Annotated in this window: 19 protein-coding genes; 14 read left to right on the top strand and 5 right to left on the bottom strand. The window is 64.7% G+C overall.

The genetic code is table 11. The features are described 5' to 3' along the window. The 12 genes from KMAL_RS09305 to KMAL_RS09250 form a co-directional block, all read left to right on the top strand. Window positions 1-162: pyridoxine 5'-phosphate oxidase C-terminal domain-containing protein (locus KMAL_RS09305; protein WP_275403675.1), on the top strand; the 162-nt coding region annotated here is incomplete at its 5' end. Window positions 163-249: 87 nt separating this feature from the next. Then, window positions 250-1,131, top strand: coding sequence for a universal stress protein (locus tag KMAL_RS09300; protein WP_110095429.1), 882 nt, complete (start codon window positions 250-252; stop codon window positions 1,129-1,131). Window positions 1,132-1,292: 161 nt separating this feature from the next. After that, entirely contained in the window at window positions 1,293-1,988 is a 696-nt protein-coding gene (locus tag KMAL_RS09295) for a phosphoadenylyl-sulfate reductase (protein WP_110095428.1), read from the top strand. Window positions 1,989-2,087: 99 nt separating this feature from the next. After that, window positions 2,088-2,882: a sulfate adenylyltransferase subunit CysD gene (cysD, locus tag KMAL_RS09290; protein ID WP_110095427.1), complete on the top strand. Its 795-nt coding sequence runs from the start codon at window positions 2,088-2,090 to the stop codon at window positions 2,880-2,882. Window positions 2,883-2,910: 28 nt separating this feature from the next. Continuing rightward, a complete protein-coding gene (cysC, locus tag KMAL_RS09285) occupies window positions 2,911-4,794 on the top strand; it encodes an adenylyl-sulfate kinase (protein ID WP_110095426.1) in 1,884 nt (627 codons plus the stop codon). 198 nt (window positions 4,795-4,992) lie between these two features. Continuing rightward, window positions 4,993-5,328, top strand: coding sequence for a DUF2849 domain-containing protein (locus KMAL_RS09280; protein ID WP_110095425.1), 336 nt, complete (start codon window positions 4,993-4,995; stop codon window positions 5,326-5,328). A gap of 4 nt (window positions 5,329-5,332) precedes the next feature. Next, a complete protein-coding gene (locus KMAL_RS09275) occupies window positions 5,333-7,021 on the top strand; it encodes a nitrite/sulfite reductase (protein ID WP_110095424.1) in 1,689 nt (562 codons plus the stop codon). Then, window positions 7,008-7,502, top strand: coding sequence for a DUF934 domain-containing protein (locus KMAL_RS09270; protein ID WP_110095423.1), 495 nt, complete (start codon window positions 7,008-7,010; stop codon window positions 7,500-7,502). Before KMAL_RS09275 ends, KMAL_RS09270 begins: the two co-directional genes overlap by 14 nt. A 73-nt stretch (window positions 7,503-7,575) precedes the next feature. After that, window positions 7,576-8,904: a 3-deoxy-D-manno-octulosonic acid transferase gene (locus tag KMAL_RS09265; RefSeq protein ID WP_110095422.1), complete on the top strand. Its 1,329-nt coding sequence runs from the start codon at window positions 7,576-7,578 to the stop codon at window positions 8,902-8,904. Further along, a complete protein-coding gene (gene lpxK / locus KMAL_RS09260) occupies window positions 8,904-9,890 on the top strand; it encodes a tetraacyldisaccharide 4'-kinase (protein ID WP_110095421.1) in 987 nt (328 codons plus the stop codon). The genes KMAL_RS09265 and lpxK overlap by 1 nt, the downstream gene beginning before the upstream one ends. Continuing rightward, the gene (locus KMAL_RS09255) at window positions 9,887-10,807 is read left to right on the top strand and encodes an LpxL/LpxP family acyltransferase (protein ID WP_110095420.1); all 921 of its coding nucleotides are present in this window, start codon (window positions 9,887-9,889) and stop codon (window positions 10,805-10,807) included. The genes lpxK and KMAL_RS09255 overlap by 4 nt, the downstream gene beginning before the upstream one ends. A gap of 174 nt (window positions 10,808-10,981) precedes the next feature. Beyond that, complete coding sequence (locus KMAL_RS09250; protein ID WP_110095439.1) at window positions 10,982-11,320, top strand: hypothetical protein; 339 nt, start codon at window positions 10,982-10,984, stop codon at window positions 11,318-11,320. Window positions 11,321-11,371: 51 nt separating this feature from the next. On the opposite strand, the gene KMAL_RS09245 is transcribed toward KMAL_RS09250, so the two are convergent. Then, complete coding sequence (locus tag KMAL_RS09245; RefSeq protein WP_239020049.1) at window positions 11,372-12,661, bottom strand: penicillin-binding protein activator; 1,290 nt, start codon at window positions 12,659-12,661, stop codon at window positions 11,372-11,374. Window positions 12,662-12,801: 140 nt separating this feature from the next. On the opposite strand from KMAL_RS09245, the gene rsmI reads away from it, so the two are divergent. Further along, on the top strand, window positions 12,802-13,662 hold the full coding sequence (gene rsmI / locus KMAL_RS09240) for a 16S rRNA (cytidine(1402)-2'-O)-methyltransferase (protein WP_110095419.1): 861 nt from the start codon (window positions 12,802-12,804) through the stop codon (window positions 13,660-13,662). Window positions 13,663-13,685: 23 nt separating this feature from the next. On the opposite strand, the gene KMAL_RS09235 is transcribed toward rsmI, so the two are convergent. From KMAL_RS09235 to KMAL_RS09220, 4 genes are all read right to left on the bottom strand, one after another. Next, entirely contained in the window at window positions 13,686-14,360 is a 675-nt protein-coding gene (locus KMAL_RS09235) for a LolA family protein (RefSeq protein ID WP_239020048.1), read from the bottom strand. A gap of 91 nt (window positions 14,361-14,451) precedes the next feature. After that, entirely contained in the window at window positions 14,452-15,411 is a 960-nt protein-coding gene (gene mbfA / locus KMAL_RS09230; RefSeq protein WP_110095418.1) for an iron exporter MbfA, read from the bottom strand. Window positions 15,412-15,636: 225 nt separating this feature from the next. Further along, entirely contained in the window at window positions 15,637-17,046 is a 1,410-nt protein-coding gene (locus KMAL_RS09225) for a glutamate--cysteine ligase (RefSeq protein WP_110095417.1), read from the bottom strand. 81 nt (window positions 17,047-17,127) lie between these two features. Then, complete coding sequence (locus tag KMAL_RS09220; RefSeq protein WP_110095416.1) at window positions 17,128-17,877, bottom strand: 16S rRNA (uracil(1498)-N(3))-methyltransferase; 750 nt, start codon at window positions 17,875-17,877, stop codon at window positions 17,128-17,130. Between the two features lie 162 nt (window positions 17,878-18,039). On the opposite strand from KMAL_RS09220, the gene ubiA reads away from it, so the two are divergent. Further along, window positions 18,040-18,966, top strand: coding sequence for a 4-hydroxybenzoate octaprenyltransferase (gene ubiA, locus KMAL_RS09215; protein ID WP_180999785.1), 927 nt, complete (start codon window positions 18,040-18,042; stop codon window positions 18,964-18,966). Window positions 18,967-18,973 lie beyond the last annotated feature (7 nt).

Here is an 18,973-nt window from a genome sequence, read left to right as displayed (position 1 = left end):
ACGGAGGACACCCCCATCCCCCGCCCCGCCAACTGGAGCGGGTTCCGCCTGGTGCCCGACAGTTTCGAATTCTGGCAGGATCGCCCCTACCGCCTGCATGACCGCGCGACATGGACCCGCACGGGCGGCAACGACTGGACCAGGCAGCGTCTTTATCCCTGAACTTGCGGCCCCTTCATCCGTTTCCTGAAAGAGTGAGTGTCACAACCCACGAAAAAAGATCGGGAAACGGCCATGAAAGGGGCGTGCATGCACATCCGCAAGATATTGCTGCCACTGTCAGGCGCGGAAAATGCCGGAAGCGCCCTGGGCATCGGGGTCATGTTCGCACAGCGTTTCAACGCCCACCTTGCCGGGCTGCATGTCGGCAGCGACTGGCAGGAGGTCAGCCCCATGGCGGGCGAAGGCCTGTCAGGGGCCATGGTGCAGGAGATGATCGCCGCCGCCCTGCATGAAAGTGCCGGGCACCTCAAGGAAGTCCGCCACGCATTCCACAGCTTCATCGAGGATGCGGGCCTGCCTCTCGTCGCCCCGCGCTCCGCGCTGTCAACCATCCCGATGGACCGGCCAAGCGCCAGCTTCACGGCCATGGCGGGCAACATGTACACCGTTGTCGCCCATCAGGCACGGATGTCCGACATCGTCATCGTGCGCAATACCGGGGCCAGCGGGCAGGTCTCCTCCTCCGATGCGCTGCATGCCACGCTGTTCGACAGCGGACGGTGCGTCGTCGTCGCCCCGATCGAACGCCCCGTCAGCGTGGGACGGCGCATCTGCATCGCATGGAACGGCACGACAGAAGCCGCGACCGCCCTGCGCCATGCCCTGCCCTGGATCGTCGAGGCGGAGGAGGTGCGCATCCTCTACAGCCGCAGCTACCAGCGGCTTGGCCCGGAGGCGCGTCACGTCAGGCACTATCTCGACATCCATGGCGTGGATACGACGATGCACGAATTCCACGCCGAAGGCCGCAGCGTCGGCGCCGCCCTGCTGGAAGCATACCACGATTTCAATGCGGACATGATGGTCATGGGGGCCTATTCCCATTCCCGCCTGCGCCAGATGATCCTTGGCGGGGTGACGCGCCACGTGCTGGAGAACGGGAAACTGTCGGTTTTCATGAGCCGTTAATGCACGATTAAAAATAGTGCATTAAGTCCTCCCGAACGCATGGGCTTGCCATGCGTAAACCGGGGGACGCACATTATTCCCCTTGCATCCGTGGGAAATAGTGATTAACTCCTCACCAAAATAACGATTTAATATCGTGAACCGTGGAGGGAGATTGCAAGGTGCGGGTTGATCCGTCAATTATACGGTCACTGCAGGCCGAGGGAAATACGGCACATGACGTCCTGCGGATCGCCCTGACGGGAGAGATGCGCGGGCGCATCGGGCTGGTATCGTCCTTTGGCGCGGAATCCGCCGTCCTGCTGGCCATGGCCGCGGAAATCGACCCGGCGGTGCCCGTCCTGTTCCTGCAGACCGGGCAGCATTTTCCCGAAACGCTGGAATACCGGCAGGAACTTGCGCGTTTCCTTGGCCTGACCAACGTGCATGACATCCACCCCGACCCGGCGCAGATCCGTAACCGCGACCCGGAAGGACAGTTGTGGGCCTTCGATCCTGACGCCTGCTGCGCCCTGCGCAAGGTTGAACCCCTTGACGAGGCGCTGATCCCCTTCGACGGGTGGATCACCGGGCGCAAGCGTTCGCAGGCCGCCACCCGCGTCAACCTGCCCGTCGTGGAAATGACCGAGGACGGCCGCATCAAGGTCAACCCGCTGGCGCAATGGACCCCGCGCCAGCTCGATGCCGAGATGACGCGCCGGAACCTGCCGCGCCACCCGCTCAGCCTGCGTGGCTATCCCTCGATCGGCTGCGCGCCGTGTACCCTGCCCGTCGATGCTGGCGCGGACCCGCGCTCCGGCCGGTGGGCGGGACAGAACAAGACCGAATGCGGCATCCATGTCCGCAAGGTTTCCTGACCCTCACGGCAAGGCCACATCCCCAACCTTATGGTAAACCAGTCTCCATCTTCTCATCCCGCCCCTATTTCTTCCCCGGAAAGGAAGGTCTGCAAGTCCATGGACGATCTTGATCAGCTCGAAGCCCAGAGCATTTTCATCCTCCGCGAGGCCTATCGCAAGCTCAAGCCGCTGGCGATGCTGTGGTCGCTGGGCAAGGATTCCAACGTGATGGTATGGCTTGCGCGCAAGGCGTTCCTTGGGCGCGTGCCGTTTCCGGTCATGCATGTCGATACGGGCAAGAAATTCCCCGAGATGTACCAGTTCCGCGACGAATACACCAAGAAGTGGAACCTCGACCTGCTGCTTGGCGACTGCCCGGCGGTGGAGGAAATCGACCCGACCCTGCCGCCGGCCGCCCGTTCGGCCGCGCGCAAGACGGCGGGCCTCGCCGCGATGATCGAGAAATACAAGCTTGCGGGCGTCATCGCTGGCATCCGCCGCGACGAGCAGGCCACCCGCGCGAAAGAGCGCGTCTTCAGCCCCCGTGGCGCGGGCCACAAGTGGGATGTGCGCAACCAGCCGCCCGAATTCTGGGACCAGTACGCCACCCCGCACGAAGCGGGCATGCACATCCGCGTCCATCCCCTGCTGGCGTGGCGGGAGATCGACATCTGGCGCTATATCGAGCGTGAGGGCATTCCGCTGGTGGACCTGTATTTCTCCAAGAATGGCAAGCGCTACCGCTCGCTCGGGGATCAGGACATCACCAATCCCGTCGAAAGCAACGCCAGCACGGTGGCCGAAGTGATTGCCGAACTGGAAACCTCGCGCACGTCGGAACGGGCGGGACGCGCGATGGACCATGAATCCGAAGACGCGTTCGAGCGCCTTCGTGTTGCCGGTTACCTGTGAACGTCGAGCCGAGCGGAGCATCAAGGACATGAATACGATTTCCCCTCCGGTCTCGCAGGAGGCCGCAACCCCGATCGTCATCGTCGGGCATGTGGACCATGGCAAATCCACCCTGATCGGGCGACTGCTGTACGATACCGACAGTCTGCCTGACGGACGCGTGGCGCAGATCGTCGAATCCAGCACCAAGCGCGGCCTGTCGGTTGAATGGAGCTTCCTGCTCGACAGCCTGCAGATCGAACGCGACCAGGGGGTCACGGTCGATTCGACGCGCATCCCCTTCCGCCTGGGACAGCGGCAGTTCGTGATCGTCGATGCGCCGGGCCACCGGCAGTTCCTGCGCAACATGATTACCGGCGCCGCCGATGCCGAAGCCGCCGTGCTGGTGGTCGATGCCGCCGAAGGTGCGCAGGAGCAGACGCGCCGCCATGCGATGCTGCTGCGCCTGATCGGCATCCGCCATGTCATCGTGCTGATGAACAAGGTGGACCTGCTCGATTACGACGAGGCGAAGATCACCGCTTCGGAAAAGAGCGTCGCCGCCCTGCTCAAGCAACTGGAGATCGAACCGACCCTGTTCGTGCCCGCCTCCGCGCGCGAAGGCGACAACATCGCATCGCGTTCGGAACGGATGGCCTGGTACAAGGGTCCGACCCTGACAGAAGCGCTGGCGCTTGTCCCCGCGCCCTCGTCGCGTTCCGACCTGCCGCTGCGCCTGCCGGTGCAGGATGTCTACCGCTTTGACGCGCAGCGCGTCGTGGTCGGGCGCATCGAACGCGGCCGCATCAGCATCGGCGACAGCGTCGTCATCGGCCGCCATGGCACGGTTGCAAAGATCGCCACCATCGAAAGCTGGCACACTGCGCCGCAGACCTCCGCCATTGCGGGGCAGTCGGTGGCCATCACGCTGGAACCCGACGTGATCCCCGACCGTGGCGACCTGCTGTTCCCGCCCGGCGAGGCCCCGCTGCAGGGGGCACGGGTGCGCGCGCGCCTGTTCTGGCTGCGGCAGGAACCGCTGCGCGTGGGTGAAAGCTTCCGCCTGCGCCTGGCGACGGCGGAACATCAGGTGACGGTGGCCTCCATCGATTCCGTCGTGCGGCTTGAGGACCTGACCGAACATCCCGCCGATGTCGTCCCGCCCGAAGGCTTTGCCGAAATCACCCTTGCGGTGTCGGAAACGATGCAGTTCGACCCCTTCCTGCCGGGCACGGCGGACGGGCGCGGCGTGCTTGTGGACCGCAACCAGCAGATCGTCGGTGGCGTGCCGCTGATCGGGGTGGCGGAGATCGCAAGGGGGACGAAGGCCATCCACCCGACCGGCAGCACGGTGTCCACGTGGGACCGCGCGCAGGCCAAGGGGCACCATGGCGGCGTCTTCTGGATGACCGGCCTGCCCGGCGCGGGCAAGAGCACCATCGCCCGCGCGGCGGAGGTGCAACTGTTCTCCCGCGGGGTCGATGTCTCCGTGCTTGACGGGGATACGCTGCGCGCGGGCCTGTGTTCCGACCTTGGCTTCAGCGAGGCCGACCGGCGCGAGAACGTCCGCCGTGCGGCGGCGGTGGCGCGCATCCTTGCCGACAGCGGGCAGGTCGTGCTTGTCGCCCTGATCTCCCCCACGGTTGCGGATCGGGAACTCGCACGCCAGATCGTGGGCGATGAATTCCACGAGGTGTTTGTCGATACCCCCCAGGCCACCTGTGAATCGCGCGATCCGAAGGGCCTGTATGCAGCGGCGCGGGCAGGAAAGATTTCCGGCTTTACCGGGATCGATGCCCCTTACGAGGCCCCGGCAAAGCCCGAACTGCGGCTTGCGACCGAAAACCGCGATGCCGCCGCCAGTGCGCGTGACCTTGTCACGTTCATTGCGGAGACGACCGCGCTGGACCGCAAGGCCGCACCCGCGACCTGAGGAACAGGGCGAGGCGGACGGGTTTTCCCACTGCTTCGCCCGCCCTTTCCCATGCCGCCGCGCCCGTGGCTGCGGTCGATATGTCTGGCGTCATGGGGAAATATAAAATATACGTGCACACCCGTATGAATCACGCGCCTCTCCATCCAGCAGGGTGGAATGCCAGTGCCTGCCTCGCCTGAAAGGGATTGACCAGAAGTGGATGTCAGGAACAACCGCCGCACAACAACAGGTTCCAGCGTTGTCACGGCCAATCGCCTGCTCGACGGGCGGATCGTCTGGCTGACGGACCAGGGCACATGGTCCGTTGATATCGCCCGTGCCGCGGTCTGGCCGAATGACAGGATCGAGGCCGTGATCGCCGATACCGCCCGCAACCAGCAGGAACAGGGCGTCGTGGGCGTGTATGGCGTGCAGCTTGCGGACGGGGCGGAGGGGATCATGCCGCTTACGGTGCGTGAGCGTATCCGTGCCTTTGGCCCGACCGTGCATCCCCAGTTCGTTCCCTCCCATGAGGAGACAGCCCATGTCTGACACAATGTCCCAGACAGCCGTGGCGCCCGCCGTCGGTCGCTACGCCTATGACCAGGTGGACCGCACGTTCCTGCGTGAGCGGGTGGAACAGTTCCGCGACCAGGTGGCGCGCCGGATCTCGGGCGAACTGAGCGAGGACCAGTTCAAGCCGCTGCGCCTGATGAACGGCCTGTACCTGCAACTGCATGCCTACATGCTGCGCGTGGCCATCCCCTATGGCATGCTGGGTGCGGCACAGATGCGCGAACTTGCGCATATCGCGCGGACCTATGACCGGGATTACGGGCATTTCACCACGCGGCAGAACATCCAGTTCAACTGGATCCGGCTGGAGGATACGCCCGATATCCTTGGCCGTCTGGCGGACGTGGACATGCACGCCATCCAGACCAGCGGCAACTGCATCCGCAACGTGACATGCGACGAATTCGCGGGGGCCGCGGCGGACGAAGTGCTCGACCCGCGCATCCATGCGGAAATCCTGCGGCAGTGGTCCACCCTGCATCCGGAATTTTCCTTCCTGCCGCGCAAATTCAAGATCGCCATCACCGGCAGCCCCCATGACCGGGTGGCGGCACGTTTCCACGATGTCGGCCTTGTCGCGCGTCCTGGCGAGGACGGGCGCGCGGTCTTCGATGTCTATGTCGGCGGTGGCCTGGGCCGGACCCCCATCATCGGCGTGCTGCTGCGTGACGGCCTGCCGGAAGAAGACCTTCTGGCGTGGCTGGAGGCGATCGTGCGTGTCTATAACGCGCATGGACGCCGCGACAACATGTACAAGGCCCGCATCAAGATCCTTGTGCAGGCATTGGGGATCGAGCGTTTCCGCGAGGAAGTCGATGCCGAATTCGCGCAGATGGACCGCGCGCGCTACCGTCTGGACCCGGCCATTGTCGCGGGCATCCGCGCACGCTTCGCCGTGCCGGACCTGCAGGCCCCTGCGGATGCGGCGCAACGGCTGCAGGCCGATCGCGCACGCACCCCCGCGTTCGACCGCTGGGTGCGCACCAACACGCACCCGCACCGGGTCAGCGGATTCATTTCCGCCGTGATTTCGCTCAAGCCCGACGGGGGCATTCCGGGTGACGTGACGGCGGACCAGATGGACACCATCGCCGCCCTTGCCGAACGCTACAGCTTTGGTGAAATCCGCATTACCCACATGCAGAACGTCGTGCTGGGACATGTGCGGGAGGACCAGTTGCAGGAACTGTGGCGGGAACTGGCGGCAGCGGGACTGGCGACGCCCAATATCGGCCTTGTGGGGGATATCATCGCCTGCCCGGGGCTGGATTACTGCTCGCTCGCGAATGCACGCTCCATTCCCATTGCCCAGAAGCTCAGCGCACGTTTCGCCGACCCCGGCCTGCAGGAACGCATTGGCGCGCTGCGCATCAACATCTCCGGCTGCATCAATGCCTGCGGGCATCACCATGCGGGCCATATCGGCATCCTTGGCGTGGACAAGCGCGGGGAGGAATATTTCCAGCTGACCCTGGGCGGTTCAGGGGAAAACGATGCGGCCATCGGCCAGATCATCGGCCCGGCCCTGCCTGAGGACGAGACCGTGGACGCCATCGCGGCCCTGATTGATGCGTATCTCGTGCATCGGCATGAAGGTGAGCGGTTTGTTGATACCTATCGGCGGCTTGGCGCTGCCGTCTTCAAGGATGCTGTCTATGCCACTACTTGAAAATGGCCGGATTGTCGCGGATACGTGGACACAGCCTGCCGATGATGCCCCCTGCCCTGCGGACGGGGCTGTCATCGTGCCGCTTGCCCGGGTGGAAGAGGCGCTGGCGCGCGCGGGCAATGCCCCGGTGGGGGTGCGCCTGACGCCTGACGAGGATGTTGCGGCCCTGCGCACCGTGCTGCCACGACTGGCGCTGGTGAGTGTGGATTTCCCCGGCTTTCGTGACGGGCGGGCCTTCACGCAGGCCCGCGCCCTGCGTGAACACCTGCATTTCACGGGGGAAATCCGCGCCACGGGCCATGCCCTGCCTGACCAGTATGAGTTCATGCTGCGCTGTGGCATCACCACGGTCGAACTTGCCGACGGGGCGGACCCGTCCGTATGGGAAAAGGCACATACGCGTTTCACCGTGGCCTACCAGCCCTCCGTCCTGAACGAAAAGCCCCAGGGCTTTGGCCTTCGCCGCTTTCTGGATGCCTGAGGCCCTTACGGGGTGAAGCCACAGGCATGAGCTTGTGCTTTCACCCCGGCATTGCCCATGCTACCGCAGGGACATGCAGACGCGCGTACCGCAACGAGGCAGCCTGACCTTCCGCGACAGGATATGTGCCCGACTGTCGTGTGCCCTGTGGGCGGGCATTGCCACGGCACTCGCCCCCATGCTCCGGCCATACCTTGACCGGCGCATAAGGCGGGGAAAGGAAATTGCCGCCCGTGTGTGCGAACGGCGGGGCATCGCCACCCATGTGCGTCCCGAAGGGCCGCTCCTGTGGCTGCATGCCGTCAGCGTGGGCGAAACCCTGTCCATCCTTCCGCTGATCGCCGCGTTGCATCATGACCGGCCCGACCTGCATTTCCTTGTCACCACCGCCACGACCACGTCGGCATCCCTGCTGGCACGGCGCATGGCGGAACTGCCGACTGGCATACGGGTCATCCACCAGTTCATGCCGCTTGACGTACCGGCATGGATGAGGCGGTTCGTGCGTACGTGGCATCCCGATGGGGCGATCCTGACGGAAAGCGAGTTGTGGCCGAACATGATCGCGGCCTGCGGGCAGGAAGACGTGCCCGTTATCCTGGTCAACGCACGCATGTCCGATCGGTCCTATGCCATGTGGCGGCGACTGCCGTGCCTTGTGGGCGCCATGCTCCGCGCGATTGCATGGGTCTGCGCCCGTTCGGTGGAAGATGCGCGGCGCCTGCAGGCGCTGGGCCGGTCCGATATCGCGCTGCTGGGCGACCTCAAGGATGCGGTCCCGGCATCACGCAGCGACATCGACCCTGCCCTGCTGAAACGGCAGATTGGCAACCGGCCTGTCTGGATCGCGGCATCCACCCATCCGGGGGAAGAAGAGATTGTCCTGCAGGCCGCAGCACTCGCCCGTGAACAGGTCACGGACCTGCTGACGATCATTGTGCCGCGCCATCCCGAACGCGGCGCTGCCCTGATGCCGCTTGCGGGGCCGCAGACGCCGCGCCGCGCGCTGGGGCAGGTCCCCACTGCACGCGATGACATATGGATCTGCGATACGCTGGGGGAAATGGGGCTGTTCTACGCCCTGCACTGCCCTGTCCTGATGGGCAACAGCCTGCTGCCCGCGCTACAGGGCGGTGGCCATAACCCGATGGAACCCGCACGCCTTGGCAACGCCATCGCCAGCGGTCCCGCCATCGCCAATTTCCGGCAGGCCTTCGCGATGCTGGGGGACGCCGTGACCTATGTGACGGACGCGCATGAACTGGCGCGCTGGGTGGTGGACATGCTCTCAGACGAAGACAGGATGCACGCCGCCATCGCCGCCAGCAGCACTGCCGCGACCAGTGATACGCAGGTTGCCCGACGTGTCGCCGCAGGCATCCTGAAGGTGGTGTATCGCTGATGCAGGCCCCCCGCTTCTGGGAATGGCAGGCAGGCTCCCGCAGGGTGCCGTTACTGTTGCTGTCTCCGTTCTCATGGCTCTATGCCGCCATCGGCATGTGGCGCCAGCGCCGCCGTCCGTGGTGCGCGCCCGTTCCCGTCCTGTGCTGTGGCAACCTGACGGTGGGGGGCACCGGCAAGACGACCGTGGCGCTGGACCTTGGCCGCCGCCTTGTCGCCCGCAACCACCGGGTCGTCTTCCTGACACGGGGATATGGCGGCAACATCCGGCAGGTCACGCGCGTGCAGGTGGGACGCCATACCGCACGCGACGTGGGGGACGAGGCCCTGCTGCTGGCAACCGTGGCCCCATGCTATGCCGGTGCGGACAGGGCGCAGGCGGCACGCCTTGCCATCGCGGACGGGGCGGACTGCCTCCTCATGGATGACGGGTTGCAAAATCCGGGCCTGCGGCGTGATTTCTCGCTCGTGGTGGTGGATGGATACCAGGGGTTCGGCAATGGCTGCGTGCTGCCGGCAGGCCCCCTGCGCGAACCCGTGGCCACTGGCCTGTCACGCGCGCAGGCGCTGCTCATGATCGGGGCGGACCGGACAGGCCTGCTGCATGCCCTGCCATCCGTCCTGCCCTGCCATCATGCAATGTTGCAACAGGACGGGACCGCCCTTCCCCCGCACTGTCCTGTCGTGGCGTTCGCGGGGATCGGACGGCCTTCCAAATTCTTCGACGGACTGCGCCAGTCAGGCGTCAATGTGCAGCACACCGTCGCCTTTGCCGACCACCACCCCTACCGTCCCGCCGAACTGGCGCAACTGCTGAAGACCGCCCACGACATGAAGGCCCGACTGGTGACGACACCCAAGGATTTTGTCCGCCTGCCCGCCGATTTTCAGGCACGGGTCACGCCGGTTGGCGTTTCCCTCCGCTGGGCCGACCCACAGGCGCCCGAACGCCTGCTGGACGCATGGCTGCGCGGAGCGGGCCGATGAGCGCGTCGCGCGACCGGAGGCTACCACGCCGCATGTGGGTGGAGGCGGCGCTGCTGTCCCTGCTGCTGGCCGGATTGCGGCGCATGAAGCCCGAACATGCTTCCAACGCGGCGGGATGGCTGTGCCGACTGGTCGGGCCATGGCTGCCGGTTTCAAAGGTGGCCGACGCCAACCTGCAATATGTCATGCCGCACCTGGGCCGACGGTCGCGATGGCGCATCATCCGCGACATGTGGGAAAATATCGGCCGCAATGCGGGGGAACTCCCCCACCTTGCCAGCCTGCCGCACAACCCGGCCTCCGGTCCGGGATGGGACGTCGTGGGGGAAGAACACCTGCGCGCCCATGCCCATACGGGACAGCCGGTCATGTTCGTGTCTGGACATATCGGCAACTGGGAAATGCTGCCACCCGCCGTGGCACGCTACGGGCTTGCATTCTCCTCCTTCTACCGCGCGCCCAACAATCCCTACGTGGACCGGATGCTGTGCGACCTGCGTGACGAGGCCATGGGACAGGCCGTCCCCCTGTTCGCCAAGGGTGCGCGTGGCGCACGGCAGGCGCTTGCACACCTGATCCGTGGCGGCAACCTGGGGATGCTGGTCGACCAGAAGATGAATGACGGAATCGAGGCCCGATTCTTTGGCAAGCCCGCCATGACGGCAAGTGCCATGGCCGCGATGGCATTGCGGCAGAAATGCCCGGTGATTGCCGGATATGTGGAGCGACTGGGCCCCGCGCGCCTGCGCGTCCATGTTTCCGCGCCGCTGGAACTTCCCGATACGGGCGAACGCAAGCGCGACCAGCAACTGCTGACACAGATGGTCAATGACTACATTGAACAGAAAATACGCCAACATCCGGGCAACTGGCTCTGGCTGCACCGCCGATGGAATAGGCATCTGAACAATAAATAACCATTTAATGACTCTAAAGCGCAACAAAGCATTGCTTTTTTGTCACGGTCGGCAATTTCTGCCTCTTTCTGCGGCTTCCCGAGACAGATTCAGTTTGGCAAGCACTCATGCAAGACTTACGGTCGAGACGTGCCGTTAACGCATAGGATATGTCAGAGGGCCGACATTATGAGCATGATGGATCATCAGATTTCTGCCTCCAATGTTATTCCGCTTCGGCAGGGGTTTCTCCCCCGTCATTACGAATACCTGATGCGTTGGCTGGAAGCAGGCACCTGCATGGGACTGTGCGATGTCGATGTCGCCTCCGCCGAGGAAGGCGATGGCATTGAACATGTGCTGGTCTGGGTGCGTGAAAATGCTGACCCGGCCTACATGATCCAGCCCGAGGGCATGCGCTGGGTCCTGATCGACCAGTTGCGCGACCGCCGCCTGTCATCGTATCGCAGTTTCGAAGCGGCATTGTATGCCATCCGTCCGGTGCTGTCCTGTGGCGCGACTGCTGCGGCATGATTGCCGCAGCCCGCTATCCCAACTGACGCCTCCGAACGGGCAGAGTTCCCGTCAGTTCGTTCCGTTCTGCAACCGCCCTGAAGGGGCCTGCACCATCTGGCTGCCACCTTCGGGCAGGATCTGGAAAATCGCCAGGTCGCGGCGTGTGCGGCCATTGGCCGTGAAGCCGAAAACGCCATCCACCCCTGAGAAACCTTCGTTGCGGGTCAGGGCCTGCAACGAATAGCCATTTTTCGCACCACCCGTCCGTGGTGCCTGGTCCAGTGCCTTCACCAGTGCCGCCGCGTCATAGGACAGGTCGGCCAGCGGGGTCGGCATGTGATGGTACTGCGCCATGAAAAGCTGCACGAAATGCTGCCGGCTTGCCGGGTCCGGCGCGGCATACCAGGCATTCTGCAACGAGGCCAGCTTGCCCGCGAACGCCCCCCACAGGCCCGGCCCCATGATGCGCGTCTGGGTGGAGGACACCTGCGCCGCACGCAGCCCCTCGATCACATGGCCCAGCTGCAGTCCCGTATCCGCCAGCAGCAGCGCATCGAATGGCGGTGGCGGCAGGGGCACGTCAGTGGATGGCTGGGTGGTGGTGGCGGAGGGAGCCGCATCCATCGTGGCGGCTTCGGGACTGGCCGGATCGACACCCTCCGGCGGCGCGGACTGCGCTGGTGCTGCCGCTGCCGCCTGTGCCGCGGCAGTGGCGGCCCGGCTTTCAAAGGCGGAGAGCGTCTTCAACTGCTCGGTAATTTCAGCGGCGGTCGCGCCATGATACATGATCTGGGGCGATTGCAGCCCATGTTCGCTACAGCTCTGCTTCAGGGCATCGCCCATGGCGTGGCCCAGCGCCGTATTGGGCAGGAAGGCCGCGAAATGCTGCCGGTTTTCCCTCACGGCGGCCCCGACCATGCGGCGCACCTGCTGTTCGGGCGCAATCCCCAGTATCCAGACATCGGGGCGCGCGACGGACACGTCTGACGTAAAGGCAAGCATCGGCAGGTTGACCTGCGCCGTCATGGCTGCCGCCTGCGTTGCATCACCTGCCGTCAACGGGCCCAGGATGATCCCGTCCCCTGCCTTGACCGCGGCCTGCGCGGCGGCGGCGGCCCCACCGGGTGCCGTCGTGTCATGGACGTCGAGTTTGGGCGCCGTGGGCGTGTTCATGGCCATGCGCGCCGCGCTGAGCATTTCCTGGCCCAGCCGTGCATTGTTGCCGGTCAGCGGCAGCAACACGCCGACATTGCGTCCGGCATGGGGTGTTTTTCCCCCTTCCCCCCCACCGGCACACGCCGCAAGCGTGGACATAAGCACCCCGGCCAGCAATAAGGCCTTGCAAGGAAATCCCTGCATGGCAGAAACAGGATCCTGTCCAAGCTTGCGGGTTACCAATGTCTGACGACTCATGTCTTTCGCCTTTGCAATCTCGACCAGCGACGATCCATAGCGGAGATGCGAAGCCGCGTCATGCGGAGAGAGAGGATATACAGGTCATGTCATCACATGATGGGGGCATATTGACGCTGGTGGCAACGCCGATCGGCAATATGGGCGACATTTCCACGCGCGCGGTACAGTGCCTGAACGAAGCCGACCTGATCCTGTGCGAAGATACGCGCACAAGCGCGAAACTGCTGCAGGCGCATGGCATCAGGACCCGCACCTGCCCCCTGCATGACCATAACGAGCAGGAACGCATTCCCGCGCTGCTTGAACTGCTGAATGAAGGCCGCAGGATCGCGGTCATTTCCGATGCCGGCACGCCCCTGATGTCGGACCCCGGATACCGCCTGGTACGCGCCGTCATTGCGGGTGGCGGACACGTCACGGCCGTGCCGGGCGCCAATGCGGCGGTCATGGCACTGACCCTGTCGGGCCTGCCCCCCCATCCGTTCCTGTTTTCCGGCTTCCTGCCGCCACGCGACACCGCGCGGCGCGAAAACCTGTCGGTCCTGCGCGCGGCGGAGCAGGCGGGACTTTGCGCAACGCTGATCTGGCACGAGGCCCCGCATCGCCTCGCGGACATGCTCGCCTCCCTTGCGGCGGTGTTCGGCCCGGACCGCCCGGCGGCGGTCGCACGAGAACTGACCAAGAGGTTTGAGGAAGTCCGGCGTGGTCCGGTGGGCGAACTGGCGCAGCATTACCAGGAACATGCCCCACGCGGGGAAATAACGGTCATCCTCGGGCCGCCACCTGCCGACGATACGGGGCCGCAGGATCTCGACACCCACCTGCGCGAGGCCCTGAAGTCCCTGTCCATCAAGGATGCGGCGTCACTGGTGGCCGGGATCGTCAACCTGCCCCGGCGCACCGTCTATGCCCGCGCACTGGAACTGACGCGCGCGCAGGATTAAGGCAACCGGCAGGGCCGCTGCCCTTACTTGTCGCCAATATCCGTATTGAACAGGCTGTCCGGCGGTTCCGCCCCGCCCACGGACGCATGCAGCAGGTCCACCCGCGTGCTTTCCCCCTGCGCGTCCTGAACGATCCATCCCCGCAGCAGCAGTCCCCTGTCCTCATGGAAAATGAGCGTCAGGCTGCCATCACCGGGCGAGTCCGTGCGCACCAGTGTGATTTCGACCTCAGGCCCTTCATGCAGCAGCGCCGTGACCTGCACATCCCCCGACAGCGCCAGATGCGGGCGCAGCAGAAGCCCGATCGGCGTCTTGTCCATCGGCATCGTGGTCGTCTGGCCCAGTTCACTGTCATTGAAGACAACCTGGTCATGGTTGGCCACAAGCAGCAGCGGGCTGGGCGGGTCATACTGGAAGCGCATGCGGCGGTTCCTGCGGTCCAGCCATGCGGTGCCGGTGGACTGCTTCCCGTCCGATGCGACCTGGTGGAACTTCGCGGTCAGCAGCGTAATGGTATTGAGGTGTTCCTCGATTCGGGTGATCAGGGCATGATCCTGATCCGACGCCCCCACGACCATCTGCGCCTGTGCCCGGGCCGGATGGGCATATGTCCCCAGGCCGAGCATCAACGGCATCGCCAGCACGACTGGGCACAGGCCCCACAGGCGCGAAAGGTGGAAACGGTCAGGGTGTTTCATCGGGAAATTGTCCGGCCAGAAAAAGCACATGCACGTGCGTGCCCCATCACTTCGTCAAGATCAAGGCAAAGCGCGGACAGGGGCTGGCGCATCAGCCGGAACTGCCGATCAGGACGCCTGCGGCGAACACCAGCGCACCGCCAATGACGATCTGCACGATGGCGGACCCGAACGGCGTATCCTGATACCGCCAGCGTATCCATGAAATGACGAACAGTTCGAGCACCACAACAACAACGGCAGCCATCAGGGCGGTGGTGAAATTATCGATCAGGAACGGCAGCGTATGGCCGATTCCCCCCGCCGTCGTCATCAGCCCGCAGATCAGCCCGCGCAGCAGCGGCGCACCACGGCCAGACAGCTTGCCATCATCGGACAGCGCCTCCGCAAAGCCCATGGAAATCCCTGCCCCGACCGAAGCCGCCATTCCGACGAGGAACGCATTCCACGGCAGGTGCGTCGCAAAGGCGGCGGCAAAGACCGGCGCCAGCGTGGAGACGGAGCCATCCATCAGCCCGACAAGGCCGGGCTGTATGATCTGCAGGACAAAGCGGCGGCGGGCGTCCTCATCCTCCTCCTCACGCTTGGAGGCGGGAAGCCGGTCGAGCTCGATGGCGCCCGCCGCCTGTTCATGCCGGTCCTCCGCCAGCGCGAGGTCACCAAGCAGCTTGCGTGTCGCGATATCGGTCGTGCGTGTCGCCGCCTGACGGTAGAACCGCGCCGCGTCGAGTTCCATCTGCCGCGCATGGCGGCGCACCGCATCGATCCCCTGCCCCTGGATCTGCCATGCGGGCTTGCGGATCAGGAAGCCCGCAATGTCCTGCCGCCGGATCAGGGGAATATGCTGCCCGAACCTGCTGGCGTACAGGTCGATCAGGTCACGGCGATGCTGGTCTTCCTCCTTCGCCATGTCGGTAAAGATTTTCGAGGTGTCGGGAAATTTCTCCCGCATGGCATAGGCGAAATCAGAATAGATGCGACCATCCTCTTCCTCGTTCGAAATGGCGAGGGCAAGGATTTCCTGATCCGTCAATGTCGAGAATTTGCGCATGAATTACTGTATGCAGAAAGAAGTTATCGCATTCAAGCCATTTCACAAGACGAAAATAATTCTCATTATACAATAACAGCCCACAAGAACGATCAATAACACGAGAACATTACTGGCACCAGGAATTGAGAGCGCGTCGCAATACAAGACAGGGTCCGTACATACATGGGGCCGGCCATCAATTCCTGATGACCGGCCCCATGCAAATCCCATCATGCGATGGGTTCAGATCGCGGCTTCGTCGAAGATACGGGTCACATCCCCGCCCCAGCGGCCATGATAGGCCTGCAGCCAGGCCTCGGCCTGCGTCGGCCCGCCACGGGTGATTTCATGCAGGGGGTCAAGGTAATGTGCCTCGTCCCGTCCGGCGGCATCCTTTCGCGCGCGGGCACGCAGCCCCTGCGTGGCGATTTCGACCATGCGTTTCGCAAGGTCACGCAGCACGCCCCCCGCCCACGGCGCATGCAGACCAAGGCGCGGCACCGCCGCACGCAGGGCGCGATAGCTTTCCCACGGCTGTTCATGCACAAGGGCATCCGCTGCGGCCAGCGCTGCATCATCATACAGCAGGCCGACCCACAGCGCGGACTGCGCCAGCATCATCGCCGGCGACCCGGCATCCGCGCCACGCATTTCCAGAAACTGCTTCAGCCGGACATCAGTGAAGGCCGTGGTCATGTGGTCCTCGAAATCGCCCACGGTCGGGGTCAGCCCTTCAAGGCCCTGCTGGCTGTCACCCTTCATCCATGCGCGGAAGGAACGGCCGGCCACATCGTGGATCCGCCCGTCGCGCATGACGAAATACATCGGCACGTCCAGCAGCCATTCGACATACGCCTCGAACCCGAAACCGGGGGCGAAGAATTCGAGGGGCATGCCTGAACGCCGGTTGTCCGTGTCGGTCCAGACATGGGCACGGTTCGACAGCAGGCCATTGGGATGGCCCTCGTAAAATGGCGAGTTCGCGAACAGGGCGGTGGCCACGGGCTGCAGCGCGAGGGAGACGCGCATCTTGCGCGCCATGTCCTGTTCCGACGCGAAATCGAGATTGACCTGCACCGTGCAGGTCCGCAGCATCATGTCCAGCCCCAGCGTGCCGACCTTGGGCATGTAGTTGCGCATGATGGCGTACCTGCTCTTGGGCATGGCGGGCATGTCCTCGCGCCGGGCGAAGGGATGAAAGCCCAGCGGCGCGAACCCCAGCCCCAGCCGGTCGCTGATGGGACGCAGGCTGTCGAAATGTTCCTGCATCTCCGCCCGGGTCTCATGCAGGTCCACCAGCGGCCTGCCCGAAAGTTCGAACTGCCCGGCAGGCTCCAGCGAGATTGACGCCCCCCTGTGCGCCTCGCGCCCCTTCAGGCCGATCAGCGCGCCCGTGTCGCGGATATCGTGCCATGCCCCGCGATCCTGATCCCGCAGGCCCGACAGGACGGCATGGATGCCACCGGGTTCATACGGGGGGGGCAGCCAGGGCGCATGGCCCGGCGGCGTGGCCTGGGGCCGTATGAAGCCGAATTTCTCATGTTCCGTGCCGATCCGCCACGCATCTTGTGGTTTTGACCCCGCAGCCAGCAGGCCGGCCAGTTGGGTAACCGATTCGATCGGAGTTGTATCTTGGTCGCCAGGATTGGACATGACGTGGCGGGAATCCTCGTTACAGAAAAGTGCGAAACCATTGTGGACCGGATCTGGTCCCTATGCCAGAGAGCGACCGGATCAATCCCCTCCGGCCGGTTCCCTGCGGATGCCAGCCCCCAGCAGGGCCAGTCCCGCCGCCGCCGCCGTATCCGCCCGCAGCACGAGCGGGCCGAGCGACAGGACCCGTGTGACAGGCTGGCGGCGCAGGAACGCCTGCTCCGGGGGCGAGAACCCGCCTTCCGGACCGATCAGCAGGGCATCGCCGGGACGCGCACGGGGAATTTCATCTTCCTGTGCCGTGGGGTCCAGACGTTCAAGTGCAACGAACAGTTGCATATCCGCCGGGTAGTGCGCAATCGCATCCGTCATCGGCCGGATGGGACGGATGGCGGGCACGTCGAGCCGTTCGCACTGCTCGCTGGCCTCCCGCGCGATGGCCGACAGGCGCGCCCCGTTCAGGCGATGGGTATTGGTGCGTTCCGTAATGACGGGATGGAAACAGCCTACGCCAAGTTCCGTTCCCATGCGGATGACCATTTCGGTCGCATCGCGTTTGAGCGGCGCGAACAGGATATCCGGCCCCCGCGTCACGCAGGGCGGGCGATCCATGTGCACAAGGCGGATTTCCCCGCGATCACGGCGCAGCGTCTCTATGGTGGCGGACCATTCGCCATCGCGGGCGTTGAACACGACCACGCGCGCCCCTGCCCCCAGGCGCAGGACATTGCCCAGGTAATGCGCGCGGTCCGCCTCCAGCCGGATCACCATGCCGGACTGCATCTGCGGGTATGCCTGCGGGTCCATGAACAGGCGGGGACTGTCCCTCATGATGTTTCCTTCGCTCCGTGGCGTTTCCGCCTGTCTTCGTGGTTCACGTCATGGCGCGGACTTGACCATGCACGATCATCCGGCCCATCTGTGTCCGCATTAGCAGCCAGGTCGCCCGGCGTCATCGTCATGTCGGGCCGCACAGCCGGGAGAATACATGTCGTGACCCAGTCCGCGTCGCATACCGACATCCGTACTGACGGCTGGATCGGACGTCTTCCCGCGCCCCTGCGTCCCTATGCGCTGCTTGCGCGCCTCGACCGGCCCATCGGGACGTGGCTCCTGTTCCTGCCGGGTGTGTGGGGCATCCTGCTGCCCGCCGGCGTGGCACCACGCGAACGCCTGCGCCTGATCGTGCTGTTCGGCATCGGCAGCATCGTCATGCGCGCGGCGGGGTGCGTGGTCAATGACATGTGGGACCGCGACATCGACCGCATGGTCGCGCGCACTGCCGGGCGCCCGCTGGCCAGCGGCGCGCTGCGCATGCGCGAGGCCGGGCTGTTCCTGATCGCGCTGCTGCTGATCGGGTTCAATATCCTGATGTGCCTCAATCCGCTGTCACGGGTGCTCGGCGCCTCCTCGCTCCTGCTCGTGGCGCTGTATCCTCTGGCCAAGCGGGTGACGTGGTGGCCGCAACTGGTCATGGGTTTTACGTTCGGGTTTGGCGCGCCGCTGGGATACGCGGCGGCGGCGGACCGGATCGATATGGCGCAGGGCGTGCTCTATGCCGCCACCATCGTCTGGCAACTGGGGTTCGATACGATCTACGGCTTTCAGGACATGGAAGACGATGCCCGGATCGGGGTGAAATCCACCTCGCGCCTGATGGTGAACCGGGCGCGTGGATTCGTCGGGACGTGTTACGCGCTGGCACTCGTGGGGATTGCGGCGGCAGGTGCCCTGTCGCATCAGGGGCTGGGGTTCTGGGCGGGGCTGCCGCTGCCGGCCGCCCTGCTGGCATGGCAGGTCATGCGCCTGGACGAACATGACGCACCGCAATGCCTGCGCCTGTTCCGCTTCAACCGTGAAACGGGCCTTGCCGTCGCACTGGTGCTGGTGGCCGGACTTCTGACGCGCGGCGCGCCCTGAACCGCTG

It is taken from the genome of Novacetimonas maltaceti, from assembly GCF_002906255.1.
Taxonomy (GTDB): domain Bacteria; phylum Pseudomonadota; class Alphaproteobacteria; order Acetobacterales; family Acetobacteraceae; genus Novacetimonas; species Novacetimonas maltaceti.
Note: the sequence above shows the minus strand (reverse complement) of the source record. Positions and strands in the feature narration are given on the sequence as shown.

Coding starts and splice junctions, on each gene's coding strand:
- KMAL_RS09300 (WP_110095429.1), top strand. CDS start 250: ATGCACATCCGCAAGATATTGCTGCCACTGTCAGGCGCGGAAAATGCC.
- cysD (WP_110095427.1), top strand. CDS start 2,088: ATGGACGATCTTGATCAGCTCGAAGCCCAGAGCATTTTCATCCTCCGC.
- cysC (WP_110095426.1), top strand. CDS start 2,911: ATGAATACGATTTCCCCTCCGGTCTCGCAGGAGGCCGCAACCCCGATC.
- KMAL_RS09275 (WP_110095424.1), top strand. CDS start 5,333: ATGTCCCAGACAGCCGTGGCGCCCGCCGTCGGTCGCTACGCCTATGAC.
- KMAL_RS09270 (WP_110095423.1), top strand. CDS start 7,008: ATGCCACTACTTGAAAATGGCCGGATTGTCGCGGATACGTGGACACAG.
- KMAL_RS09265 (WP_110095422.1), top strand. CDS start 7,576: ATGCAGACGCGCGTACCGCAACGAGGCAGCCTGACCTTCCGCGACAGG.
- lpxK (WP_110095421.1), top strand. CDS start 8,904: ATGCAGGCCCCCCGCTTCTGGGAATGGCAGGCAGGCTCCCGCAGGGTG.
- KMAL_RS09255 (WP_110095420.1), top strand. CDS start 9,887: ATGAGCGCGTCGCGCGACCGGAGGCTACCACGCCGCATGTGGGTGGAG.
- KMAL_RS09250 (WP_110095439.1), top strand. CDS start 10,982: ATGATGGATCATCAGATTTCTGCCTCCAATGTTATTCCGCTTCGGCAG.
- KMAL_RS09245 (WP_239020049.1), bottom strand. CDS start 12,661: ATGCAGGGATTTCCTTGCAAGGCCTTATTGCTGGCCGGGGTGCTTATG.
- rsmI (WP_110095419.1), top strand. CDS start 12,802: ATGTCATCACATGATGGGGGCATATTGACGCTGGTGGCAACGCCGATC.
- KMAL_RS09235 (WP_239020048.1), bottom strand. CDS start 14,360: ATGAAACACCCTGACCGTTTCCACCTTTCGCGCCTGTGGGGCCTGTGC.
- mbfA (WP_110095418.1), bottom strand. CDS start 15,411: ATGCGCAAATTCTCGACATTGACGGATCAGGAAATCCTTGCCCTCGCC.
- KMAL_RS09225 (WP_110095417.1), bottom strand. CDS start 17,046: ATGTCCAATCCTGGCGACCAAGATACAACTCCGATCGAATCGGTTACC.
- KMAL_RS09220 (WP_110095416.1), bottom strand. CDS start 17,877: ATGAGGGACAGTCCCCGCCTGTTCATGGACCCGCAGGCATACCCGCAG.